This is a genomic window from Haloterrigena alkaliphila (genome assembly GCF_017352155.2).
GTDB classification, from domain to species: Archaea; Halobacteriota; Halobacteria; order Halobacteriales; family Natrialbaceae; genus Haloterrigena; species Haloterrigena alkaliphila.
Genome location: NZ_CP071462.1, coordinates 96554 through 118608 on the forward strand (window position 1 = coordinate 96554; position 22055 = coordinate 118608).

At 66.7% G+C, this 22055-nt stretch carries 24 protein-coding genes; 10 read left to right on the forward strand and 14 right to left on the reverse strand.

Translation table 11 applies throughout. The annotated features are described in order from the left end of the window. Positions 1 to 41 precede the first annotated feature (41 nt). The 6 genes from J0X25_RS19270 to J0X25_RS19295 form a co-directional block, all read right to left on the reverse strand. Positions 42 to 1106 carry an ABC transporter permease gene (locus J0X25_RS19270; RefSeq protein WP_207289070.1) on the reverse strand — a complete coding sequence of 355 codons (1065 nt, stop codon included), beginning with the start codon at positions 1104 to 1106 and terminating at the stop codon, positions 42 to 44. Beyond that, on the reverse strand, positions 1099 to 2334 hold the full coding sequence (locus J0X25_RS19275) for an ABC transporter permease (RefSeq protein ID WP_207289071.1): 1236 nt from the start codon (positions 2332 to 2334) through the stop codon (positions 1099 to 1101). Before J0X25_RS19275 ends, J0X25_RS19270 begins: the two co-directional genes overlap by 8 nt. Next, complete coding sequence (locus J0X25_RS19280) at positions 2331 to 3974, reverse strand: ABC transporter ATP-binding protein (RefSeq protein WP_207289072.1); 1644 nt, start codon at positions 3972 to 3974, stop codon at positions 2331 to 2333. The genes J0X25_RS19275 and J0X25_RS19280 overlap by 4 nt, the downstream gene beginning before the upstream one ends. A 4-nt stretch (positions 3975 to 3978) precedes the next feature. Next, complete coding sequence (locus tag J0X25_RS19285; protein WP_207289073.1) at positions 3979 to 5031, reverse strand: BMP family lipoprotein; 1053 nt, start codon at positions 5029 to 5031, stop codon at positions 3979 to 3981. Positions 5032 to 5161: 130 nt separating this feature from the next. Further along, positions 5162 to 6607 carry a phosphohexomutase domain-containing protein gene (locus J0X25_RS19290; RefSeq protein ID WP_207289074.1) on the reverse strand — a complete coding sequence of 482 codons (1446 nt, stop codon included), beginning with the start codon at positions 6605 to 6607 and terminating at the stop codon, positions 5162 to 5164. A 220-nt stretch (positions 6608 to 6827) separates the two neighbouring features. Then, entirely contained in the window at positions 6828 to 7463 is a 636-nt protein-coding gene (locus tag J0X25_RS19295; RefSeq protein WP_207289075.1) for a MaoC family dehydratase, read from the reverse strand. 288 nt (positions 7464 to 7751) lie between these two features. Between J0X25_RS19295 and J0X25_RS19300 the strand changes: the two genes are divergently transcribed. From J0X25_RS19300 to fabG, 5 genes are all read left to right on the forward strand, one after another. Beyond that, on the forward strand, positions 7752 to 8072 hold the full coding sequence (locus tag J0X25_RS19300; RefSeq protein WP_207289076.1) for an AbrB/MazE/SpoVT family DNA-binding domain-containing protein: 321 nt from the start codon (positions 7752 to 7754) through the stop codon (positions 8070 to 8072). Further along, a complete protein-coding gene (locus tag J0X25_RS19305; RefSeq protein ID WP_207289077.1) occupies positions 8069 to 8554 on the forward strand; it encodes a hypothetical protein in 486 nt (161 codons plus the stop codon). The genes J0X25_RS19300 and J0X25_RS19305 overlap by 4 nt, the downstream gene beginning before the upstream one ends. A gap of 58 nt (positions 8555 to 8612) precedes the next feature. Then, on the forward strand, positions 8613 to 9158 hold the full coding sequence (locus J0X25_RS19310) for a poly(R)-hydroxyalkanoic acid synthase subunit PhaE (protein WP_207289078.1): 546 nt from the start codon (positions 8613 to 8615) through the stop codon (positions 9156 to 9158). Next, positions 9155 to 10807, forward strand: coding sequence for a class III poly(R)-hydroxyalkanoic acid synthase subunit PhaC (phaC, locus tag J0X25_RS19315; RefSeq protein WP_207289079.1), 1653 nt, complete (start codon positions 9155 to 9157; stop codon positions 10805 to 10807). The genes J0X25_RS19310 and phaC overlap by 4 nt, the downstream gene beginning before the upstream one ends. 154 nt (positions 10808 to 10961) lie before the next feature. Next, on the forward strand, positions 10962 to 11705 hold the full coding sequence (gene fabG, locus J0X25_RS19320) for a 3-oxoacyl-ACP reductase FabG (RefSeq protein WP_207289080.1): 744 nt from the start codon (positions 10962 to 10964) through the stop codon (positions 11703 to 11705). Positions 11706 to 11976: 271 nt separating this feature from the next. On the opposite strand, the gene J0X25_RS19325 is transcribed toward fabG, so the two are convergent. The 3 genes from J0X25_RS19325 to J0X25_RS19335 are packed head-to-tail and all read right to left on the reverse strand — an operon-like array spanning position 11977 to position 15001. Beyond that, complete coding sequence (locus J0X25_RS19325) at positions 11977 to 13002, reverse strand: NAD(P)H-dependent flavin oxidoreductase (RefSeq protein WP_207289081.1); 1026 nt, start codon at positions 13000 to 13002, stop codon at positions 11977 to 11979. A gap of 30 nt (positions 13003 to 13032) precedes the next feature. Next, on the reverse strand, positions 13033 to 13575 hold the full coding sequence (gene moaC, locus J0X25_RS19330; protein ID WP_207289082.1) for a cyclic pyranopterin monophosphate synthase MoaC: 543 nt from the start codon (positions 13573 to 13575) through the stop codon (positions 13033 to 13035). Continuing rightward, positions 13568 to 15001 (reverse strand): NAD(P)H-hydrate dehydratase, encoded by a 1434-nt coding sequence (locus J0X25_RS19335; protein ID WP_207289083.1) that lies wholly within the window; start codon positions 14999 to 15001, stop codon positions 13568 to 13570. Before J0X25_RS19335 ends, moaC begins: the two co-directional genes overlap by 8 nt. A 104-nt stretch (positions 15002 to 15105) precedes the next feature. Here J0X25_RS19335 and J0X25_RS19340 point away from each other — a divergent pair, with 104 nt between their 5' ends. Then, the gene (locus J0X25_RS19340) at positions 15106 to 15603 is read left to right on the forward strand and encodes a hypothetical protein (protein ID WP_207289084.1); all 498 of its coding nucleotides are present in this window, start codon (positions 15106 to 15108) and stop codon (positions 15601 to 15603) included. A 99-nt stretch (positions 15604 to 15702) separates the two neighbouring features. After that, positions 15703 to 15975 carry a hypothetical protein gene (locus J0X25_RS19345; RefSeq protein ID WP_207289085.1) on the forward strand — a complete coding sequence of 91 codons (273 nt, stop codon included), beginning with the start codon at positions 15703 to 15705 and terminating at the stop codon, positions 15973 to 15975. 24 nt (positions 15976 to 15999) lie between these two features. On the opposite strand, the gene J0X25_RS19350 is transcribed toward J0X25_RS19345, so the two are convergent. Then, positions 16000 to 16278 carry an acylphosphatase gene (locus tag J0X25_RS19350; protein WP_207289086.1) on the reverse strand — a complete coding sequence of 93 codons (279 nt, stop codon included), beginning with the start codon at positions 16276 to 16278 and terminating at the stop codon, positions 16000 to 16002. Positions 16279 to 16615: 337 nt separating this feature from the next. Between J0X25_RS19350 and J0X25_RS19355 the strand changes: the two genes are divergently transcribed. Both J0X25_RS19355 and J0X25_RS19360 read left to right on the forward strand, forming a co-directional pair. Then, positions 16616 to 17716, forward strand: a complete 1101-nt coding sequence (locus J0X25_RS19355) for an MBL fold metallo-hydrolase (protein WP_225896706.1) — start codon at positions 16616 to 16618, stop codon at positions 17714 to 17716. Between the two features lie 26 nt (positions 17717 to 17742). Further along, positions 17743 to 17994, forward strand: coding sequence for a hypothetical protein (locus tag J0X25_RS19360; protein ID WP_207289087.1), 252 nt, complete (start codon positions 17743 to 17745; stop codon positions 17992 to 17994). A 45-nt stretch (positions 17995 to 18039) separates the two neighbouring features. Here the strand turns inward: J0X25_RS19360 and J0X25_RS19365 are convergent, their stop codons facing one another. Further along, complete coding sequence (locus J0X25_RS19365) at positions 18040 to 18990, reverse strand: DNA-3-methyladenine glycosylase family protein (protein ID WP_207289088.1); 951 nt, start codon at positions 18988 to 18990, stop codon at positions 18040 to 18042. 210 nt (positions 18991 to 19200) lie between these two features. Here J0X25_RS19365 and J0X25_RS19370 point away from each other — a divergent pair, with 210 nt between their 5' ends. Continuing rightward, positions 19201 to 19701 (forward strand): DUF555 domain-containing protein, encoded by a 501-nt coding sequence (locus J0X25_RS19370; RefSeq protein WP_207289089.1) that lies wholly within the window; start codon positions 19201 to 19203, stop codon positions 19699 to 19701. Between the two features lie 205 nt (positions 19702 to 19906). Here the strand turns inward: J0X25_RS19370 and J0X25_RS19375 are convergent, their stop codons facing one another. The 3 genes from J0X25_RS19375 to J0X25_RS19385 form a co-directional block, all read right to left on the reverse strand. Then, positions 19907 to 20143 (reverse strand): UPF0058 family protein, encoded by a 237-nt coding sequence (locus J0X25_RS19375; RefSeq protein WP_207289090.1) that lies wholly within the window; start codon positions 20141 to 20143, stop codon positions 19907 to 19909. Between the two features lie 338 nt (positions 20144 to 20481). Next, positions 20482 to 20661 (reverse strand): DUF7836 family putative zinc-binding protein, encoded by a 180-nt coding sequence (locus J0X25_RS19380; RefSeq protein WP_007261362.1) that lies wholly within the window; start codon positions 20659 to 20661, stop codon positions 20482 to 20484. Positions 20662 to 20772: 111 nt separating this feature from the next. After that, entirely contained in the window at positions 20773 to 21744 is a 972-nt protein-coding gene (locus J0X25_RS19385) for a transcription initiation factor IIB (RefSeq protein WP_207289091.1), read from the reverse strand. Between the last annotated feature and the right edge of the window lie 311 nt (positions 21745 to 22055).

Sequence of the window (22055 nt, forward strand, 5' to 3'; positions counted from 1 at the left end):
GCATCGACCGGATCGCCGCCGGTGAGGTCGGCGTCGGTGGCTCAGTCCTCGCCGGACTCGTAGTCCTCGCCGGCGGCTGCCGGCAAGCGGGTACGGCCGACGAACACGAGGACGACGATCACGGTCGCGTAGGGGATCGTTCGAATGAGTTCGGTCGGAATGGCGTAACCCGCGGCCTGTAGCCCGTTCTGCATCGAGTTGAGCCCCGCGAAGAGGAACGAGCCGAGGAGTGCGCCGATGGGGTGGTAGTTCGCGAGCAGGTAGGTCGCGATCGCGATGAACCCGCGGCCGGCGATGTCGGTCTGGCCGCCGCCGGCGAACGTGCCGAGTTGCCCGAGTGCGAAGCCCGCGCCCCCGAGTCCGGCGAAGACGCCCGAGAGGAGGACCGCGGCGTAGCGGACCTTCCTGACGTCGACGCCGGCCGTGTCGAGCGCCTTCGGATCCTCGCCGCTGGCGACGACCCAGCGGCCGAAGCTGGTCCGGGAGAGCAGGTACCAGCCGGCGACCGCGCCGACCAGCATGACGTACACCTGCGGCGGCGTGTCGAACAACAGATAGCCGACGACCGGAATCTCCGACAGCAGCGGGATCGTGACGGCGTCGAACGTCCCCATGGTGGTGGCGTTCGGGCTCCCGAACACGATCCGCGAGGCGAACGGAGCGAGCCCCAGTGCGATGAGCCAGACGGCGAGTCCGGCGATGATCTGATCGGCCTTGAACTCGATGCAGACGATCGCGAAGAGCAGCGCGAACAGGACGCTGACGAGGACGCCAGCGAGGAGCCCCCACCAGTGGTTGGACAGCCCCATCGTCGCGTCCCCGGACCCGAGCCAGTAGGTGGCCACGATCGAGCTGAACGCCGAGACGATGAGCAGCCCTTCGATCCCGATGTTGATGACGCCGCTCTTCTCGGCGAAGATGCCGCCGATCGCCGCGAGGGCGATCGGGACGGCGAGACGGAGCGTCGCCGTATGCGTGTTCGGACTGGCGGCGATCGAAAGCAAAACGCCGGGCCACGAGTCGGGGGCGAGCAGCCCGACGGCGACCCACACCGCGAGGAGGCCGACGGCCGCGCCGACGGTTCGCCGAGAGTACAGTTCACTCATCGCCCTCACCCCCTTCACCGCCGTCCGTCCGAGCTACGCGCCGCGTTTCCGTCCGGATAAATCGTCGCCCGAACAGCCGGAAGAACTCCGGCATCGCCACGAAGAGGATAATGAGTCCCGTCAGGATGACGACCAGCTCCGGCGGCACGCCCGTCCCGGTCCCGATCGCCCGCTCGCCGCTCCGGAGCACGCCGAACAGGAACGCCGCCCCGCCGACGCCCAACGGATTGTTGCCGGCCAGCACCGAGACGGCGATGCCGTCGAACCCGAGCGAGGGCACGTTCTCGAGCCAGCGCCCGTGGACCATGAGCACCCAGAACGCGCCGCCGATGCCGCCGAGTGCGCCCGAGAGAGTCATGCTCGCGACGGTCATGCGCCGGTCGTCGACGCCGCCGTAGGCGGCCGCCTCGGGCTGGACGCCGCTCGTCCGAAGTTCGTAGCCGAACGACGTTCGGGCGAACAGCCAGGCGATCCCGATCATGAGCGCGACGGCGAAGGCGAGCGCGAGCAGGGAAAAGTCCGCTCGAGCGCCGAACCCGACGACGGGGAGGTTCGGAATCTCCGCGTACTCGGGGACGGGTGCAGTCTGGGGATTGTTACTGTTCGGATCCTGAAACTGCCAAGACAGCACCGTGGACGTCACGCCGGCCGCGACGAAGTTGAGCATGATCGTCGTGATGACCTCGTTTGCGTCGGCGTACGCCTTCAGAACCCCCGGAATCGCACCGTAAAATCCGCCGACGAGCGCGCCGGCGAGGACGCCGATCGGGATGAGGACGACGGTCCCGACGAAGCCATCGGGGACGACCGCCGCCGCGTAGACGACGGTGACGGCCGTCGCCAACCCGCCGACGACCAGCTGTCCCTGCGTCCCGATGTTGAGCAGGCCGGCGCGGAACGCCACGGCGACCGACAGCCCCGCGAAGATCAGCAGCGTCGTCTGCTGGAGGGTCGTCGCGAGGCTGTAGTTCGTGAGCTCCCAACCCCCCTCGAGCGGGTGGCCGAGCGCCCCGAGGAACAGCTCGTAGTAGACCTGCATCGGGTTGTAACAGAAGGTCCAGCCGGCGAGGTCGAGGCCGGACCGGCAGCTGGCGAACCCGCCCGAGACGAACACGAGCACGCCGCCGACGAGGACGGCGGCGAACAGCGCCGCGACGCTGATCGCGATTCGCTCGAGGACCGACGCGCGGACGAGACGGTCGAGGAGTCGCTCGAGGCGCTCTCTCATCGGCCATCACCCGCGTCCGGTCCGTCCGCGACTCGCTGCCCCGGTCGTTCACCGGCCATGAGCAGGCCGAGTTCCTCCTCGGTCACGTCGTCGGGCTCGGTGACGTCGATGAACTCGCCCTCGTACATGACCGCCAGCCGGTCCGAGAGCGACCGAACCTCGTCGAGATTCGAAGAGACCAGCAGGATCGCGACTCCCTCGCGTCGAAGTTCGAGGAGGCGGTCGTGGATGAACTCGGTCGAGCCGATATCGACGCCGCGAGTGGGGTGGGTCGCGACGACGAGCGACGGATCGCGCTCGAACTCGCGGCCCACGATGAACTTCTGCTGGTTGCCCCCGGAGAGCGAGCGGGCCTCCGCGTCGGCGTCCGGCGGTCGGACGTCGTAAGTCTCGATGATCCCCTCGGCGTGGTCGCGAACGCCGGTCCAGTCGATCCGGCCGCGGTCGGCGAACCGAGCCGACCGCTGACTGCCGAGGACGCCGTTCTCGACGAGATCGAAGGGCATGACGAGGCCGCGTTCGTGGCGATCCTCCGGGATGTACGCCATCCCGTTCTCGATGCGCCGGCGACGAGACCACGCCGTGATGTCCGTTCCGTCGTAGGCGATCGTCCCCTCGTCGGGGGCTCTGAGGCCGGTGATCGCCTCGACCAGTTCGGCCTGCCCGTTACCGTCGACCCCGGCGATACCGAAGATTTCCCCCGAGCGAACGTCGAGATCGATCCCCGAGACGACCTCGACGCCGCGGTCGTCCTCGACGGAGACGGTTTCGGTCGACAGGACGACGTCGCCCGTTTCGACCGGCTCGGATTCCGCCTCGAGGAGCACTTCCCGACCGACCATGCGCTCGGCGAGGTCGTCCCGGCTCGTGCGGTTCGGATCGACCGTTCCGACGGATTTCCCGTCCCGGAGGACGGTGATCGCGTCGGCCGCGTGGGTCGCCTCCTCGAGTTTGTGCGTGATGAAGATGATCGTCTTCCCCTGGGCGGTGAGTTCCTCGAGGACGTCGTAGAGCCCCTCGACCTCCTGGGGCGTGAGGACGGCGGTCGGCTCGTCGAGGATGAGGACCTCCGCACCGCGGAACAGCGCCTTGAGGATCTCGACGCGTTGCTGGACGCCGACGCTCACGTCTTCGACGGTGGCGTCGGGATCGAGGTCGAAGCCGTACCGATCGCAGAGGTCGCGAATCTCGCGGTCGATCCGGTCGCGGTCGACCGCCATCCCGAACCACTTCGTGGGTTCGTTCCCCAGCGCGATGTTCTCGGCGACCGTCATGGGATCGACAAGCATGAAATGCTGGTGGATCATCCCGATACCGGCGTCGATGGCGTCGCGAGGAGAGTCGAAGGTCCGCTCCTCGCCGTCGACGACGACCCGCCCTTCCTCCGGCTCGTAGAGCCCGTAAAGGACGTTCATCAGCGTCGTCTTCCCGGCACCGTTCTCCCCGAGGAGGGCGTGGACGGTCCCCCGTTCGACGCGGAGGTCGACGTCGTCGTTCGCGACGACTCCCGGAAACCGCTTCGTGATGCCATCGAGGTGGACGGCGAGGTCACTGCCGGTACTCCCCCGATCGGCAGTGTCCGTCCCTCCCTCCGCCGTCGATTCCCTCCCGTCAGTCGGTCCCGTTCCCGGATCACTCATGCGATTACAGTTCGCTCGGAACGTCGATATCGCCGTCGATGATCGCCTGTCGGGACTCAGCAACCTGGTCCTTGATCTCCTGTGGGATCTCGTCGCCGAGTTCGTCGCCGTAGACGTTGGCGACGCCCTCTTCTTCGAGGCCGAGGGTCACGGTCTCGCCGCCGGCGAAGTTGTCGTTGACGACGGACTCGATGGCGGAATAGACCGCCGTGTCGACGCGTTTGACCATACTCGCAAGGATGACGTCCGCGTAGTCCTCGTTCGAGAGCGACTGGTCGTCGTCGACGCCGATCGCGAATCGGCCTTCGTCCTGAGCCGCCTGAAAGACGCCGATACCGGTCCGGCCCGCAGCGTGGAAGACGATGTCCGCGTTCTGGTCCTGATACATCGTTCGAGCGGCCTCCTGTCCGCCGGCAGTATCGTTGAAGTCGCCGACGTACGACGAGACGACCTCGGCGTCCTCGTTGGCGTACTCGACGCCGGCCTCGAAGCCGGCCTGGAACGACTCGATCAACTGTGATTCCGTGCCGCCGACGAAGCCGACGACGCTCTCCTCGGGATTCGTCTCCCCGGCCCCAGCCGCGAACTCCTGATCCGTCAACAGGCCCGCGAGGTGGCCGACCTGGAACGACCCCTCCGGTTCGCCGAACACGTAGTTCCGGACGTTCTCTTCTTCGACGACCGAGTCGATGATCATGAAGTTCTGCTCGGGATACTCGGGCGCGTTCCCCGAGAGGGCGTCGGTCTGTGCGTACCCGATACAGCAGATCAGGTCGTACTCCCCGGACTCGGCGTAGTCACGCTGGGCACCGTCGAATTCGCCCTCACTCCCCGGTTCGGTCTCGTCGAACGCGAGGTCGAATTCGTCGCGCGCATCCGTGACCCCCTGCTGTGCCATGTCGTTGAACGAGTCGTCACCGAGCCCGCCGGTCGCGTACACCATCCCGACCTGATACTCCGCGTCTCCTTCGGCGCCGAACCCGCCGACGCAGCCGGCGATACCGGCGAGTCCCATCGCGCTTGCACCCTCGAGAAACCGTCGTCGATTTTGACCCATGAGACGGGATAGCGTAAACATTCGGTAAATACCCGTCGAATCTTCGCAAGGATGCGTGACTGCGTGGATATCCGTCTTCCACATCGCCCCTAGTCTTCCGATTTGGAGGCGCTGACTATCGGCTCGTCGCTTACGCTGTCTCGGCGATCGCACGCTCGACGACCTCGCGGGCCTCGGCGATCAACTCGTCGACGGCGTCGCTCTCGGCGTAAATCCGGACGTAGGGTTCGGTGCCGCTCGGGCGCACGAGGACCCAGGAGGCGTCCTCGAACTCGAGGCGGACGCCGTAGTCGGTGTCCACCGCGGCCTCGGGGAACGCCCGGGGGAGGTCGGCCTCGAGAGCGGCCATGACGTCAGCTTTGGCCGCGTCCGGACAGTCGACGCTGACCTTCCGATAGGGGCGTTCGGTGACGGGCTCGCGGAGCGCGTCCGTCTCTCCGGCGTCGGCGACCAGCGCGGCGACGACGGCGGCACCGGTGACGGCGTCGATCCAGCCGCCGAACGCGGTGTGGATGTGTTTCCACGGTTCGGCGGCGAAGACGACCTCGGTGTCCGAACTGCCCTGTGCGCTCTCTCGAGCGATTCCCTCGTGGAGCGCGCCGAGGCGGACGCGTTCGACGCGACCGCCGGCCGCGCGGACCCGTTCGTCGATGCGAGCCGAGGCGTTGGGTGTGGTGACGACGACGGGGTCCGCAGCATCGCTGGCGGCGGTGTAGTGGGCCGCGACGACCGCCAGAATCGTGTCCTCGTGGATCACCTCGCCGTCGGGACCGAGGACGACGAGGCGGTCGGCGTCGCCGTCGTGGGCCAGTCCGAGGTCGAACTCGCCGGATCCTCTCGCAGCCGTGCCGCTCGGCCGGTTCGAGGCGCCTGATGCCTCGCTCGCCGCCAGGAACTCCCGAAAATCGGTCAGCGTCTCGGGCGTGGGCTTGCTCTCGCGGGCGACGAAGTGCCCGTCGACGTTCGCGTTGAGCGCGACGACGTCGGCGCCGAGACGGTCGAGCACCTGCGGCGTCGCGACCGATCCCATCCCGTTGCCACAGTCGACGGCGACGGAGAGGCCGGCCAGCGGGGCGCTTGTGCGGTTCCGCTCGGCCCCCAGGTCGGCGAACTGGTCGCGGACGTAGGCGACGACGGCGTCGCGGTACCGGTCGAGCACCTCGAGTCGCGACGAGTCGCCCCACTCGCTCCAGGCGGCGAGGTCGGCGCTCTCGGCCGCGACCCCGTCCTCGATGGCGCGCTCGGCCTCGCGGTCGTACTCGACGCCGTCTGCGAAGAGTTTGATGCCGTTGTCCGTGGGCGGGTTGTGACTCGCGGTGAGCATCACCCCCCGCCGGCCCCGCGAGGCGAAGGCGAGGGCCGGCGTCGGTACCTGTCCGATGCGGTAGACGTCGGCACCGGCGCTCTCGAGGCCGGCTTCGACGGCGGCGGCGAGCGCGGGGCCGGTCGCCCGGCCGTCGCGACCCACGACGAACGTCGCCCCGGGCTCGCCGGCGGCCCGCCCGACCGAAAGCGCCAGCGACGGCGTCACTTCGTCGACCGGCCCGCGGATTCCTGCAGTCCCGAATAGCGTCATGTGGGGCCGTTCCGTGAGGAACTACTTATACTGTCGGTGATGGTCGTTCCCGCGTAACGCGAATGGGCAACGAAGCGCTGGAGAGAGTGGAGACCGAAGTCCGGGGAGCGGCGAAGAGAGTGGAGACTGAAAACCGGAGCGATAGAGAAGAACGGAGACTGGAGTCCGGGGGCGCAGTCACCGAGACCGGCGCATCAGGGTCGGCGGATCGAGGTTGGGATTACTCCTCGGGGAGGTCGTCGATCAGGACGACGGCCTCGCCGTTGATGACGGTCGCGTCCTCGTCCTCGTTTCGGATGACCGTCTCGAGGCGGTACTGACTGTTCCCCAGATCCTCGACGATCTCGACGCGGGCGGAGACGCGGTCGCCGATGCCGACGGGGCCGCTGAACTCGAGGTCCTGGGAGAGGTAGATGGTCAGGCCGGGCAGGCGCGCCAGTGCGGCGCTGATGAGTCCGGAGACGAGGGTCCCGTGGACGATCCGTTCGCCGAAGCGAGTGTCGGCCGCGAACTCGTCGTCGAGGTGGAGCCGGTTCGTGTCGCCGCTGACGTGGGCGAACGCGCGGACGTCGTCGTCGCTGAGCACCTTCTCGAACGTGACGGTGTCGCCGACGCTGATGCGGGCCGGATCGTCGACGGTCCGATCGAACTGCCAGTCGAGATTGGAGTGGTCGATCGAGGGGATCGACGCGGGGACCGTCTCGCCGTCCGATCCGTTCGACCCGCTCGCCGGCAGCATCGCCGACATGGCCGCCCGGTTCGCCGCGGTCGCGCTCTGGAGGAACGTCTGGGTCATCGCCGTCCACGCGTCGGTCATGGCAGCGAGGTTCCGCTTCGCAGGGTTCTGGTGGGACATCTATGGGGGTCGGTAAGCGTGTGGGGATTATGACTTCTTTGGCTGCACGACGGCTGTTACCGCTCTCGGTACCTAGCAATTTATCATTAGACGGGCTCTGGCAGCCGGATTCCGATCACTGTCGTCGAGAGACAGGTATTCGTTGCTGATAGGACCGGGTGATTCGAACTGCGGTCGGCGCACGATCCTCGCACGTCTGTCGCTGGTCGACCCAGTGCGATCCATTGAATGGTATCAGATGGTATTTAGTGGAAACCTTTATAAGGTCGGAGCGCGTTGATACAGGTGATGACGGACGACTCCGACCGATCGCTCTGGTTTCCCCCTGCGATGTTCACCGAACAGATGCAGGAAGCCGGCGAGCAGGTTGCCGAATCCCAGCAGGAGATGCTGAAGAAGATGATGCAGGCCGGCGGCTCGAACCCGTTCGATACGGGCTCGAGTTTCGGCCCGATGAACATGGGAACGGCGACGTTCAAAGCTCGCGTCCAGAGCGGCGGTCGGATCAGTATTCCCGAACCCGAACGGGAAGCCCTCGACATCGAAGAGGGCGATATCGTCCAGACGATCGTCGTTCCCGTCAAGCGAAACCGAGAGGACCAATCATGACCCAGAACCCATTCACCGCCGTCTTCGACGCACAGCGCACCGCCATCGAACAGTCCCAGAGCCTGACCCACGACGCCCTCGAGGCCCAGAAGACCTCGATCGGCGCCTTCGGCGACGCCGTCGAGTCCTCGGGCTCGCTGTTCGAGTCCAACGCCGAACTGACCAAGGGCGCCGTCCACGCCTACTTCGACGCCCTCGAGGCCTCGCTGCCCGAGGAAGCCGCCGAGTTCGACGAGGTACGCGAACTCGTCGACGAAGGCTTCGACTCCGCGACCGAGGCCCAGAGCCAGTCTCTCGAGGCCGTCGTCGAGGCCATCGAGGAGTCGGAAGCCGCCTACGACGAGTTCGCCGCAAGCTACGCCGAGGTCGTCGACACCTCCTTCGACGCCTACCTCGAGGCCCACGAACAGGTCGAGGAGAACGTCTCCTCGGTCGCCGAGAACGTCGAGGAAGCCGCCGAAGAGATCGACGTTTCGGCGTAACGCAGCTACCAGCCCCAGCCTTTTGAGGTTGGACGGTCAATTTTACTACAAGACTACAATGGCAGATTCACAGCCCCAGTCAAAGGAGTGGAACGCGGTCGTCGAACAGTGGAACGAGCAGTTCATCGACGCGCTCGAGGAGAACATGGAGGCCCAGGCCCAGTTCGTCGAGAGCTGGTCGGACGCCGTCGGCGAGGCCTCCGACGACGACGAGCTCTCCGAGGGCGTCGAGGGCTACGCGAAGGCCTACGAGACGTGGATGAACGCCTCCCAGCAGATGGTCGAGCGGACGAACGACCAGCTGGAGGGCGAGGAGGTCGACGTCGAGGAGTTCCGCGACATCTGGCTCAACACGGCCAACGAGGCGTTCAAGGACGTCATGTCGACGACCGCGTTCGCCCGGATGACCGGCGAGACCGTCGGTGACGTCCTCGAGATGCAACAGCAGGCCGAGGAGACGTCCCAGGAGACCCTGCGGACGCTCGGCTTCGCGACCGGGGAGGACGTCGTCGAAGTCGGCGACCGACTGGTCGAACTCGAGCGCCGCCAGCACGCCGTCGAGCAGAAACTCGACCGCGTCCTCGAGCACCTCGAAGACCAATGAAGAACCCGTACGCGACCGTTCTGGACATGCAACGCCAGGCCTGGGAGGCGACCGCCGACCTGGCCGACAAGAGCCGGGTGGCACCCGATCGGACCGAGACCGTCGAGAACATCGAGGTCGGCCAGACGCCCAGCGAGGTCGTCTACGAGGAGAACAAGCTCGAACTCCTCCACTACGAGTCGCAGACGGAGGAGCAACACGACGTGCCGATCCTCATCGTCTACGCGCTGATCAACAAGCCCTACATCCTCGACCTCCAGCCGGACCGCTCGGTGGTCCGAACCTTGCTCGAGGCCGGCTTCGACGTCTACCTGATCGACTGGGGCGAACCCTCCAAACTGGACCGCTCGCTGTCGCTCGACGACTACGTCAACCGCTACATCGACAACTGCGTCGACGTCGTCCGCGAGCGCTCCGGGCAGGACTCGATCAACGTTCTGGGCTACTGCATGGGCGGCACGAAGTCGGCCATGTACGCCTCGCTGTACCCCGAGAAGGTCAAGAACCTCGGCCTGATGGCCGCCGGGCTCTGCTTCGCCGGCGAGGGCGGCGTCCTCGAGCTCTGGGGCGGCGAGGAGTTCTACGACCCCGAGACGGTCACCGAGACCTTCGGCAACGTGCCCGCCGAGTTCTTGGACGTCGGCTTCGCGCTGATGGACCCCGTCGCGAACAACGTGACGAAGTACGTCCGCTTCTACGACAACATGGAGGACGAAGAGTTCGTCGAGAACTTCGCGCGGATGGAACGCTGGCTCGACGAGGGCATCGACGTCGCCGGCGAGGCCTACGAGGAGTTCATCGGCGACATCTACCAGGACAACAAGCTCTACAACAACGAGCTCTATCTGGGCGGCGAGCACGTCGACATCTCCAACATCGACATGCCCGTCCTCCAGATCGTCGCGGAGTACGACCACCTCATCCCGCCGGGAGCCTCCAAACCGTTCAACGAGGTCATCGGCTCGGACGACACCGAGGTCCTCGAGTTCGCGACGGGCCACATCGGCATGTCGGTCTCATCGCGCAGCCACGAGGAGCTCTGGCCGCAGGTCAGCGAGTGGTTCGAGGAGCGCTCGGACGGGGAAAGCGAGGCGCAACGCGCCTCGGATAGTCGGGCGGCGGAGCCGCGAGACACCGACGTCGATTCGGAGCCCGAAACGCCCGGAGCCGAAGACGCCGACGCCGCGCTGGCCGAAGACGTCGCCGGCGACGAGTCGGGCGCGGAGGACCTCGCCGACGGCGGCACGAGCATCGAGACCGGCGGGAGCAGTGTGGACGCCGAACCGACCGACCTCGACGTCGAGACGAGCGACCGCCACGGCGAGGACCGCTCCGACGAGGAGATCCTCGAGCGGGGCGAGGACGACGTGCAAGACGAGCCCGCCGAACCGGGCGAGATGACCATCGACGAGGGGGTCGCCGAGGAAACTACCGACGAGGACGTCGACGCCGAGTCGGCGATCGCGTCCGAGACCGACGATCTGACCGACCTGAACGGAGTCGGGCAGGCCTACGCGGACGATCTCTCGGAGGCCGGCATCGATACCTTCGCCCAACTCGCCGACGCGGACGCCGCGGAACTGGCCGCCGATACCGGCATCTCGCCCAGTCGCATCGAAGACTGGATCGAACAGGCCCGGAGCCGGTAGCTCCGCGATCCGAGGCCGCAGGCGGGGGAGACGACTTTCGACTCGCCGTCTCGAGGCTCGCACCCGACCGGTCGGGCCGCAAACTGTTCTCTCAGCCGTATGTCCTGCCGACCAACAGGTCGTTATTTACCGCCGGAGGTCGAAGTGGCGAGTCATGTCCATGGATGGGCGAACCTGCGTCATCACCGGCTCGGCACGCGGCATCGGTCGGGGAATCGCGGAGTACCTCGGCGAAGAGGGTGCGAACGTCGTGATCAACTACCGTTCCTCGAAAGGAGACGCTCAGGAGGCGGTCGATACCATCGAAACGGCCGGCGGCAGCGCCGTCGCCGCGCAAGCCGACGTCGCCGACCGAGCGGAAGTCGAACACATGCGAGAGGTCTGCCACGAGGCGTTCGGTCCGGCGGACGTCCTCGTGAACAACGCCGGCATCACCGCCGACGAGCAGTTCACCGAGATGACCCGCGAGGAGTGGGACCGGGTCATGGACGTCAACCTCGGCGGGATGTTCAACTGCACCCAGGAGTTCTTCGACGACGTCTGGAACGCCGACGAGGGCCGACTGATCAACATCTCGAGCGTCGTCGGCAAGCAAGGCAACTTCGGCCAGGCCAACTACGCCGCCGCCAAGAGCGGCATGTTCGGCTTCACCCGGACCATCGCCCTCGAGCTCGCCAAGGGCGGCTCGACGGCGAACTGCGTGGCGCCCGGCTTCACGCGCACCGATATGGTCGAGAGCATTCCAGATCGGGTCCTCGAGCGGATCGTCTCGGGCATCCCGCTCGAGCGTCTGGCTGAAGTCGAAGACATCGCGGCCGTGGTCCGCTTCCTCGCCAGCGAGGAGTCCTCGTACGTCACCGGCGAAGTGATCGACGTCAACGGCGGAATGGACCTCTAGTCGCCCTCGAGCCCGCCAGGTTCCCGTCCTTCGTGCGTGGCGCCCTCCGCCCCGCCGTTCGCTCGCGTTTTTTCGCGGTCCGCTCCGCGTTCGAGTCTGTCGTCCTGAAACCGTGACTCGTCGGTGAGTCGTCGACCCTGCAATCGACGAAGACGGTCGAGACGGATTCGTACGTCCCGCCGGCTAAAAGCTGTTTTAGCTATCATATATCCTCGCGAGGGCCGTCACCCCCGGTGATGTCGGGCGCGCCGCGCGGCGGGTTCCGGCAGGGTCACGAGCGGCGACCCGGGAGCCCGGTAATCACGTCTCGCGTCTCCGCGAGGAGGTCCTCGAGGACCGTTACGGCCGGTCGAACGTCGTCGGTCAGCCCGACGCTCTGCCCGGCGTACAGCGCCATCGACTGGATATCGCCCTCGAGGTCGGGCGTCGCCAGCGCCACGTCGTAGCGTTCGATGGAGTCGCCGTCGCCGCTGTCGGTCCGCGCGACCACGTCGTCCTCGCCGGGCCGCTCGCCCGCTGGCGGCTCACCGGCCTCCCGCCAGCGCTCGAGCGTCTCGTTCTCGAGCACGCGGTGGGGCGTCTCGGGCCAGCCCTTGTCGTAGAGGGAGGTGTACGCAGTGTCCGTTTCGTCGCCCTCGCGGAGCCGTCGTCGATACTCGTCGTGGACGTTCGCTTCCTCGGTCGCCACGAATCGGGTGCCGAGCCACGCGCCGTCCGCACCGAGTGCGAGCGCCGCGGCGATGCCGCGACCGTCCGCGATGCCGCCCGCCGCGACGATCGGGACCTCGTCGCCGACCGCGTCCGCGACCCGGGGAACGAGCGCCGTCGTCGCAACCTCGCTCTGGACGTGGCCGCCGGCCTCGAGGCCCTGCGTGACCACGACGTCGACGCCGGCGTCGACCGCTTCGCGCGCACCGGCGGCGCTGCCGACGGTTTGCATCGCCGTCGCGCTCGCCTCGTGGACGCGGTCGACGTAGGGGGCTGCGTCGCCGAACGAGAAGGAGACGATCGGTGCACCCGCCTCGAGGACGGCCTCGAGGTGCGCGTCGGTGTCGACGACCGTCGTCGCGTCGTCGAGGGCAAGGTTGACCGCGAACGGCGCGTCGGTTCGCTCGCGAGTCTCGCGGATCACCGCGCGGGTCTCCTCGCGGTCGCGCCACGTCACCGCGAGGTGGCCCAGTCCGCCGGCGTTCGAGACGGCCGCCGCGAGTTCGGGCGTCGTCGCGCTGCCGATCGGCGCCTGCACGATCGGGTAGTCGATCTCGAGGCGGTCACAGAGGGACGTCCGGAGCGCCATCTATGCGCGCCGATTCTCGTCACCGCTATTTCACTTCCGGTGTTTCTCCTTCGCCACGACCCGCACGTTCTCGATACCCGTCTCGGGGTACTGGCCGTCGTCGTCCTTCTCGACGGCCTTCACCATGTCCCAGACGACGTTGAGGCCGGTCGTGACGCCCTCGAGGGCCTCCATCTCGCAGCCCGTCTTGCCGGTCGTCTCGACGGCCACCTCGCACTCGACGCGGTCCTCGCGCAGGTCGAACGCCGTGTCGACGTTGGTAATCGGGATCTGGTGGCACATCGGGATCGTTTCCCAGGTGTGTTTGACCGCCTGGATCGCACCGACGCGGGCGGTGGCGAGGACGTCGCCCTTGCCGATTTCGTCGTCCCCGATGGCCTCGATCGTCGAGGGCTGCAGGCGAATCTCGCCGGCGGCGACCGCGCGGCGCTCGCTGTCGGGTTTGTCCCCGACGTCGACCATCTGGACGTCGCCTGCGTCGGTGGTGTGGGTGAGATCCGCGGAGTCGGTCTCGGCGGCGTCGGCTCTCGGATCGGGATTCGAGCCTTCTGCCGGCGTCGGATCGTCAGACATCGGAATCACCGCCATCCCACAGGACCGCGGGAATCTCCGCGAGCATGTCCGACGCGAGGAAGCCGTACGCCTGACTCTCCGCGAGGCGTTCGCCCGCGAGGCCGTTGACGTGGGCTCCTGCCGCGGCGGCATCGAGCGGGTCGGCGTGTTCCAGCAGCGCCGCGACGATCCCGGCGAGCGTGTCGCCGGTGCCGCCGACTTTCATCCCCACGGTTCCCGAGCGACTGATCCGCGTTCGCTCGCCGTCCGTGATCACGTCGTTCGCCCCCTTCGCGAGCACGACGTGGCCCAGTTCGGCCGCGAAGGACTCGATCTCGTCCGCCGCGGCGGCCAGATCGTCGGTGTCCGGCCCGCCCATCCGCGCGAGTTCGCCGCGGTTGGGCGTACAGACCAGCGTCGCGTCGGTCTCGACGTCGGGGACGACCGCGAGGGCGTCCGCGTCGACGACCGCCCGCCCGGTGTAGGACTCGAGGAACCGGCGGGTCGCCTCGAGCGTCTCGTCGGCGGTGCCGAGGCCGGGACCGATGACGACGACGCTGTCGTAGTTCTCGACGGTCTCGAGCAGGTCGTCGGCCACCTCGGGGGTGAGCACGTCCTCCTCGTAGGGCTGGACGATCAGGTCCTCGCTGTAGCCCTGGATCTCGCCCGCGACGGATTCGGGCGCGGCGACGAAGGCGAGTTCCGCGCTGGCCCGCAGCGCGGCCTGTGCGGCAAGCGCGGGCGCCCCGGTGTAGGGACCACCGCCGATGACGTTCGGTCGTCCCTCCCGACCGTCGGGTCGCGCGAGTTCGATATCGCCGGGGCCGACGTACCGCTCCGCGGCGGCCGGGATGCCGATGTCCGCGACGGTGACTTCCGCGTCGAGGTCCTGGAGTCCCGGTTTCGCGTCGTGGAAGGTGACGACGCGGTCGGCCTCGACGCAGTTAGCGGCGTGGTCGCCCCCATCGGCGTCGAACCCCGAGGGGACGTCGACCGCGACGACGGTCGCATCGGCCGCGTTGATCGCTTCGGCTGCGGTCGCCGCCGGTTCACGGAGGTCGCCGCTGATCCCGGTTCCCAGCATCGCGTCGACGATCACGTCCGCGCCGGGGAGGTCGAACCCGCTCGAGTCTTTGACCTCTCGCGTGTCGTATGCCGCTTGCTGGAGCGCGTCCCAGTTCTCCCGAGCGATGTCGGTTCCGATGTTCTCGGAGCGACCCAGCAGGAGCGTGGTGACGTCGTACGCATCGAGGAAGCGGGCCGCGACGAACGCGTCGCCGCCGTTGTTTCCCCGACCGGCGACGATAGCGACGCTAGCACCCGGCTCCGCGGCGTCTCGGACCGCGCGGGCGACGGCGTGTCCGCTCGACTCCATCAACTGCTTTCGCGGGACGCCCAGCGCCGCGGCGTTCTCGTCGACGGCGCCCATCCGCTCGCCTGTGATCATGTGCGGGGGTTCGACGGGCCGTCCGTTCAACGTTGCGGACCCGCGGCAACGGCCGGAACATGGTTAGGCAGTAGGGCCATACCCCTCGAGCCCCAAACGCCGACGTGAACGTCTTCTGGCTCGACGAGGACCCGCGGCTGGCCGCGCGCTATCACTGCGATCAGCACGTCAACAAGCTGCTGCTCGAGGCCGCGCAGGTTCTGTGTACCGCGGCCCGGGAGAACGGCTACGAGGCCGACTTCCTCTACCAGTCGACCCACGTCGAGCACCCCGTCACGCAGTGGGCCGCCGAGTCCCGCGCGAACTGGCTGCGGCTCCGGGAGCACGCCGAGGCGCTCAACGCCGAGTTCGTCGAGCGCTACGACAAGGACGACGACCACGCCTCCTGGCGGGTGATCGAGCGGATCGACGTCAGCGCGATCGAGTTCCCCGCCGACGAGCCGACGCCCCGTCCCCAGACGATGCCCGACGAGTATCAGCGCCCGGGCGACCCCGTCGCCGCCTACCGCGCCTACTACGCCGGGGAGAAGGCCGCGTGGGCCGAGTGGAAGTACACCGAGGAGCCGCCGTGGCTCGAGGCGGCGCTGATCGATTCCGCGTGACCGATCCTGTTCGGATCGCGCTGTAACCCTCGCCCCGCACGGAATACTTGCTGTCCGTTACGGTACACTTATCCGGCAGTCTGGTGTCATTTTCTTACTATGTTCCCGGCATTCGCCGCCCGCGATTCGATCGTTTCGGACGACGCGAACCCCTTTACGCGGGCCTACAGGGACGTCGTTATCTACGACGACCCGGTCGACGACGACCCGCTCTACGAGGGTCCGATCGTCGTCCGCGCCAACGGCTGGATCGAACTCGAGGGGAACCGGCTGCTCTCGCCCCACGCCGTCCACCACATCGATATCTACGACGACGAGTTCACCGGGACCGGTTCCGAACGCGACGACTCGAGAGTCGGTCGATCCGACTGAGTCGACGGGCGACCGCGTCCCGGTTCAGTGCCGAATTTCGAAGCCGTCCTCGCCCTGGGGTTCCTCGAACTCGGCCTCGACGTCCTCGACGTCGGCAGCGGGGCTGCCCGTGTGACACCACTCGATCATTCCCTCGACGGCGTCCTCGGGGCCTTCGAAGATCGCCTCGACGCGACCGTCCTCGAGGTTCTTTACCCAGCCGCCGACGCCCCGCTCGCGGGCCGTGTCGCGGGTGGTCGCGCGGTAGTAGACGCCCTGTACCGTGCCGGAGACGAAGACGTGTGCGCGGGTTCGCCCTGCCATACGCGACGACTCGACCGCGAGCGTCAAAAATCCGGCTCTACAGGGACGAGCGATAGCCGACTAACCATCCGCCGTGGCGCGCGCTATCGAGCGCCCGAGTGATAACGAGGGCGGGCGATGACACTGCGCGAGGGATGAGCGACCGCAGGGAGCGAATCGGTTGGGGAGGGTGTGGCGTCCCTAGTTGCCACGATGAGGAGTGTGCACGGCTCGAGTCCTATCGCTATCCCCCGTGCCCGAACTGGCATCGAAGTCGAGCAGTGACAGTCCAGCCACAGCTGCATATCGAGAAGCGACAACGGAAGGTGCCTCGAGCCCCTACACCACCGCGATCGCAGTGACCGTTCGCCACCGAGATGGCATCCACTTCGAACGCGAGGCCGACCCCGAACCCAGCGTCGTCGCCGACGCGCGCAGCGCCGTCGGGGCGATCAACGTCGTGAGCCACGCCCACGCCGATCACACCTTCCGGTCAGCGCCCGAAACCGTCGTCTGCTCGGCCGAAACAGCGGCCATCGCCGAGGCCCGCACCGGGCGCGGCTTCGAGTTCGTCGAGTCCGCGCCGGGTGTCGACCTCGTCCCCGCCGGCCACGTCGTCGGCTCCCGCGCGGCGCTGTTCGACCTCGAGGACGGCGCCAGCGGCGACGTCCGCCGCTACTGCTACACGGGCGACTTCTCGACCCGGGAGCGGTGCTACCTCGAGGGGTTCGACCCCGACGCGGTCGACGCGGACGTCCTCGTGATGGAGACGACCTACGGGCTCCCGAAATATCGATTCCCGTCGCAGGACGCGCTCGAGGCCGAGATCGGCGACTGGATCCGCGACAACGCCGACCGGCCGCTGTTCTGCTTCGGCTACTCGCTGGGCCGGGCCCAGAAACTCCAGTGGATCGCCCGCGAGGCGACCGGTGGCAGTGGCGGCGCGGATGCCAGTGACGATTACGGCGACGGTGCCGGTGCCGATAACGATGACGGCAACGGCAGCAGCGACTGCGCCCGCGAGATCCTCGTCTCGGACTCGATCCACGACGTCAACGAGGCCATCGAGACCGCGACGGACGGCGACCTCGCGTTCTCCGGCCGACCGTACGACTCCCTGCGCGACCTCACCGACGAAATCGTGATCCTCCCGTCGAATCAGGCTCGGGCGGACTGGGTCGAGACCGCGGTCGAGCGCGAGGGCGCCCTGAAGGCCGGCTTCTCGGGGTGGGCCGTCGACGACTCGTTCCTGTATCGGGGCAATTACGACGTCACGTTCCCCCTTACCGATCACTGCGACTTCGACGAACTGCTCGAGACGGTCCGGGCGATCGATCCCGACGTCGTCTACACCCACCACGGCTTCGACGAGGCGTTCGCCGATCGTCTCGAGACCGAGTACGGCTACCGAGCGCGGCCGCTGAAGCGAGAGCAGACGACGCTCGAGGAGTTCTGCTGACCGCTGAAGAAGACACAAACACAAGTATGGGCATCATCGACCGCTTCGAAGACGAGTACCTCGACGTCTCGAGTAGCCGCGCGACGCTCCGGGAGTTACTCGAGTTGTTCGTCGGGGCGGTGCTGTTCGTCGTCGGCGCGAGCGCGCTCTCGTACTACCTGCTCGGCCCCGGAATCGCCCGCTACGTCGCCGGATTGCTGACGATCATATTCGCGATCACGTTCGTCTCGCAGGCCTACTGGGCCCTCACCGGCCGCGAGGATTACGAGGAGACGTAGGACTCCCCGCGTAAGACGTCGAGTTACTCCCCAGTCCGCAGGTGGTCACTCCCCGGTCCGGAGGTGGTGGAAGATGTAAGTCTGGGCGTAGCCCGCGTATTCCCCGCCCAGTCGCTCGCGGATCGCCCGCGAAGTCGCGGCGTAGGAGCCCCGATCGCAGTCGGGGTAGTACTCCTCGATGGCCGACTTGAGCCACGTGTCCAGCGGTACGGCCTCGTCGAACCCCAGCGAGAACAGGAGCACGCAGTCGGCTACCTTGTCGCCGACGCCGACGAACCGCGTCAGGTACTCTCGAGCGGCCTCGTACTCGAGGTCCCGGGCCTCGTTCGGATGTGCCTCGCCGCTGGCCACCATCTCGGCGGTCCGAACGACGTACGGTGCCCGGTACCCCAGCCCCAGTTCGCGCAGTTCAGCTTCGGTCGCCGCGGCGAGTTGTTCGGGCGTCGGAAACGCGTGGTACGTCTCGCCGTCGAAGGGGATCGGATCGCCGTATTCCCGGGCCAGCGTCGAGACCATCGTGTGGATCCGGTCGACCCGCATCTGGGCCGAGCAGATGAACGAGATCAGACAGCCGAAGGGCGGATCGTCGACCAGTCGCATTCCGCGGTGGGCCTCGTAGGCCTCGCGGAGCAGGGGGTCGTCCGGGGCGGCTTCGACGATTGCCTCGAGGTCGTCGTCGAGGCGCAACAGCCGACGGACGAGCGGGTCGGCGTCGACGGTGGACTCCCACTCGAGGACGCCAACGTCGGTCCGTCGGACCGACGAGGATCGCCTCGTCTTATTCGGCTCACCCGCGGTCGCGTCGCCGTCCGGGCGGTCGCGGACGCGGACGACCGCGCCGTCGACGACCGTGTAATACCACGCGTCGGGAGCCGGCCGGCCGCCGTACATCTCGCCGTCGCTGCGCCGCCAGAGGTAGCTCTGGCCGCTCTCGAGCGTGCGATACGGGTCGAGTCCGCCGGCGAGTTCGTCGACCGGGATCGTCCCTGTCTCCATCTAGCCGACCGTTCGGGTGCGCGGGCTTTTGCCTTTCGAACCGACCGGCGGCCGACGGAAGCGGTGAGCATTGGACCGGCCCGACGATACGCTCATCACTCCCTCCCGAACCGACTGGCGAGGACCGACCGCGCCGAGAGATAGCCTTCGAGCGGAGTGTCGTGTTCCCTGAGGCGAACTTTCATACTGGATGCGACACAATATCAGGGTATGAACTGCAGGGTTGTCGTCGAAGCCGCCGTGCCGGTGTTCGACGTGGAGACGCCAGACGAGGCGATCCGGATCGCCATCTCGAAGACCGGTGAGATGTTGAACCCTGACCTGAACTACGTCGAGATCAACATGGGCGAGCGCACCTCCCCGTCGGGGGAGGAGTTGCCGCCCGCGTTCATCGCGGCCGACGAAGCCCTCGTCGCACTCGAGTTGGAGATGACCGTCTTCAACGTCGAGCGCGACGAGCACGCCTCGCGGATCGCACGGAAGGAGATCGGGCAACGCCTCGAGAACATCCCGCTCGAGGTCCTCAGCATCGAGGAGATCGAAGACGAGGACGAGGACGACGAGTCGGACGCCGAAACCAACGCCGACGAGTCGAATGGCGACGACGACGAGTCGACGGATCGGTCGGCTTCGGGGGACGAGTCGACCACGTCGGAGAGCGACGAGGAGGAGGAGGAAATTCTCCCCGAGTTCGAGGACTTAGTCGAGTAATCGCGACACGACCCAGCAGTGCGTTTTCGCAGGCGCGTCCGTTCTCGTGAGCGACTCGCCCGCCGAGACGGACTGCGAGAGCAGAACAGTCAGTGCAAGCAGGAGCAGAAAGACCAGTGTGGGACGCGATCAGTCGGGAGACAACCAGTCGAAACCGAGTCTCGCCAGTGAGTACTGTGAGTGATCGAAAGAGGTGACGTGTTTCTCAGTCCGCAGTAGCGGCGACTGCTTCCTGCTCTCCCTCGCGCATGTTCATGGTGATTCCCCCGGCAAGCGCGAAGACAGCAGCTTTGTGATCAGTTTTCGACTTGTGAATCGATGTCGGTCGAATCCCGAGCGATTCGTACTCATCGAGGTCGATCTGACAGTCGTCCCACTCCGCGCACTGGTTCGATACCTCCGCGAGAAGGCCGTGAAGGTGAATGAGCTCCTGCTTCTTCATAACCATCCTCTCCTACCCACTGCAGGGTTATATTATTATCTTGAGTCCCGTTAACACGCACCCCGTAACCGGCTCCCAGTATGTCACTCGCTAGACCTACCGGAAGGGGGATCCTACGAACGGAAATCGCGCGAAGGGAACGGGTATACGTCGATATTTCTCGGTAATACGCGCTTTCCTTCCGGATTTCCAGCGTGTCTCACCGAACTGGAGAGTCCGTCGATACTGCGCCGCCACGTTCGGCGCTCCACCGTCGCCGCTAGTCGCTGACGCAGACACGCAGTATCGAGAGCTGAAGCGCACACGGAGTACCGAGAGGAAGAGCCGCGCGAAGACCGCTATCCGAGTTGCTTCAGCGTCTGGAGGTCCCGATCCGTCCGCATGAACTCGGACATCCGTCGCGACGCGTGACAGCCGGGGCAGTGAAACATATCGGCGGCCGCGGGGAGTTCACCCGGAGAAATCTGCCAATCTTTGGTACATTCGGGACACAATAGTTGCACGGTCGTCTCGTCCATGCTACGCCATTACACACCGCGCCTCAAAAGTGTTGTCGCCCGTTCGAACGACCGATCACAGCACCCGTAACCGAACGGAAATCTCCGATGACAGACCCCGAAACATCGCGTTTACGCCGGGGCTGCCGTGTCGGAGGCCTCTAGCAGTTCCTTGTAGCGGTTGCGGATGGTTACCTCGGAGATGCTGGCGACCTCGCTGACGTCGTTCTGGGTAACCTTCTCGTTAGTCAGCAGGGCGGCGGCGTACACCGAGGCGGCCGCGAGGCCGACCGGCGACTTGCCGCTGTGGACGCCCTCCTGACGCGCCGACTCGAGCAGTTCGCGGGCCATGCGCTCGGTTTCGTCCGAGAGGTCGAGATCGCTGACGAACCGCGGGACGTAGTGTTCGGGGTCCGCGGGCTTGACCTCGAGGCCGAGCTCCCGGATGATGTACCGGTAGGTCCGAGTCAGCTCCATCTTCTCGACGCGGCTGACCGCCGAGATCTCGTCTAAGCTGCGCGGCGTGCCGGCCTGCCGAGCGGCGGCGTACAGCGAGGCCGTCGCGACGCCCTCGATCGAGCGGCCCGGCAGCAGGTCCTCCTCGAGCGCGCGGCGGTAGATCACGCTGGCCGTTTCGCGGACGTTCTCCGGCAGGCCGAGCGCGGAGGCCATCCGGTCGATCTCGCCGAGCGCCTGCTTCAGGTTGCGCTCCTTGGAGTCGCGGGTGCGAAAGCGCTCGTTCCAGGTGCGCAGGCGCTGCATCTTCTGGCGCTGGCGACTCGAGAGCGCACGGCCGTAGGCGTCTTTGTCCTGCCAGCCGATGTTCGTCGAGAGCCCCTGGTCGTGCATCATGTTCGTCGTGGGGGCGCCGACGCGGGATTTCTTGTCCTTCTCGGCGGCGTCGAAGGCTCGCCACTCGGGGCCGCGGTCGATCTCGTCTTCCTCGACGACGAGACCGCAGTCGTCGCAGACGGTCTCGGCGTGCTCGGCGTCCGAGACGAGTCGGCCGCCACACTCCGGACAGTGCTCTTGCTCTCCCTCCTGCTCGGTGGTTTCCTCGCTCTCCGTCTCGCCGGTGTACGTTTTGATGGTGGTGTCTGTCATGGTGTGTGTATCGGGTGCGTTACTCGGGGCTTCCGGGTGGGGTAACCAGAAGAAACCCGGTCGCCTCAGCTAACATATGGTAAGGCCGGAAGGCATATAAACGTTTCGCCTTCTTTATAAACTAATCGGGATTGTTGTTATATATGTTCCGGTTATATGGCTATTAATCGTTCGGAATGGAGCGCCGACGATGCGTCTCGACTGGCGGCATCGCCAGCGGGTGGACGCTCGGGAGTCGTGGGACGCGCGGTCGTGTCGGTCCATCCGTTCTCCCCTCACCCTAGCGCACGAGCGACTGCTACAGAAAGGTG

Bases quoted from the DNA above. Each gene is read 5' to 3' on its own strand.
- J0X25_RS19280 (WP_207289072.1), bottom strand. From the start codon at position 3,974: ATGAGTGATCCGGGAACGGGACCGACTGACGGGAGGGAATCGACGGCG.
- J0X25_RS19275 (WP_207289071.1), bottom strand. From the start codon at position 2,334: ATGAGAGAGCGCCTCGAGCGACTCCTCGACCGTCTCGTCCGCGCGTCG.
- J0X25_RS19335 (WP_207289083.1), bottom strand. From the start codon at position 15,001: ATGATCACAGGCGAGCGGATGGGCGCCGTCGACGAGAACGCCGCGGCG.
- J0X25_RS19375 (WP_207289090.1), bottom strand. From the start codon at position 20,143: ATGAAGAAGCAGGAGCTCATTCACCTTCACGGCCTTCTCGCGGAGGTA.
- J0X25_RS19290 (WP_207289074.1), bottom strand. From the start codon at position 6,607: ATGACGCTATTCGGGACTGCAGGAATCCGCGGGCCGGTCGACGAAGTG.
- J0X25_RS19380 (WP_007261362.1), bottom strand. From the start codon at position 20,661: ATGGACGAGACGACCGTGCAACTATTGTGTCCCGAATGTACCAAAGAT.
- J0X25_RS19345 (WP_207289085.1), top strand. From the start codon at position 15,703: ATGTTCCCGGCATTCGCCGCCCGCGATTCGATCGTTTCGGACGACGCG.
- J0X25_RS19365 (WP_207289088.1), bottom strand. From the start codon at position 18,990: ATGGAGACAGGGACGATCCCGGTCGACGAACTCGCCGGCGGACTCGAC.
- J0X25_RS19370 (WP_207289089.1), top strand. From the start codon at position 19,201: ATGAACTGCAGGGTTGTCGTCGAAGCCGCCGTGCCGGTGTTCGACGTG.
- J0X25_RS19360 (WP_207289087.1), top strand. From the start codon at position 17,743: ATGGGCATCATCGACCGCTTCGAAGACGAGTACCTCGACGTCTCGAGT.
- J0X25_RS19285 (WP_207289073.1), bottom strand. From the start codon at position 5,031: ATGGGTCAAAATCGACGACGGTTTCTCGAGGGTGCAAGCGCGATGGGA.
- J0X25_RS19300 (WP_207289076.1), top strand. From the start codon at position 7,752: ATGACGGACGACTCCGACCGATCGCTCTGGTTTCCCCCTGCGATGTTC.
- fabG (WP_207289080.1), top strand. From the start codon at position 10,962: ATGTCCATGGATGGGCGAACCTGCGTCATCACCGGCTCGGCACGCGGC.
- J0X25_RS19295 (WP_207289075.1), bottom strand. From the start codon at position 7,463: ATGTCCCACCAGAACCCTGCGAAGCGGAACCTCGCTGCCATGACCGAC.
- J0X25_RS19385 (WP_207289091.1), bottom strand. From the start codon at position 21,744: ATGACAGACACCACCATCAAAACGTACACCGGCGAGACGGAGAGCGAG.
- J0X25_RS19325 (WP_207289081.1), bottom strand. From the start codon at position 13,002: ATGGCGCTCCGGACGTCCCTCTGTGACCGCCTCGAGATCGACTACCCG.
- moaC (WP_207289082.1), bottom strand. From the start codon at position 13,575: ATGTCTGACGATCCGACGCCGGCAGAAGGCTCGAATCCCGATCCGAGA.
- phaC (WP_207289079.1), top strand. From the start codon at position 9,155: ATGAAGAACCCGTACGCGACCGTTCTGGACATGCAACGCCAGGCCTGG.
- J0X25_RS19270 (WP_207289070.1), bottom strand. From the start codon at position 1,106: ATGAGTGAACTGTACTCTCGGCGAACCGTCGGCGCGGCCGTCGGCCTC.
- J0X25_RS19305 (WP_207289077.1), top strand. From the start codon at position 8,069: ATGACCCAGAACCCATTCACCGCCGTCTTCGACGCACAGCGCACCGCC.
- J0X25_RS19350 (WP_207289086.1), bottom strand. From the start codon at position 16,278: ATGGCAGGGCGAACCCGCGCACACGTCTTCGTCTCCGGCACGGTACAG.
- J0X25_RS19310 (WP_207289078.1), top strand. From the start codon at position 8,613: ATGGCAGATTCACAGCCCCAGTCAAAGGAGTGGAACGCGGTCGTCGAA.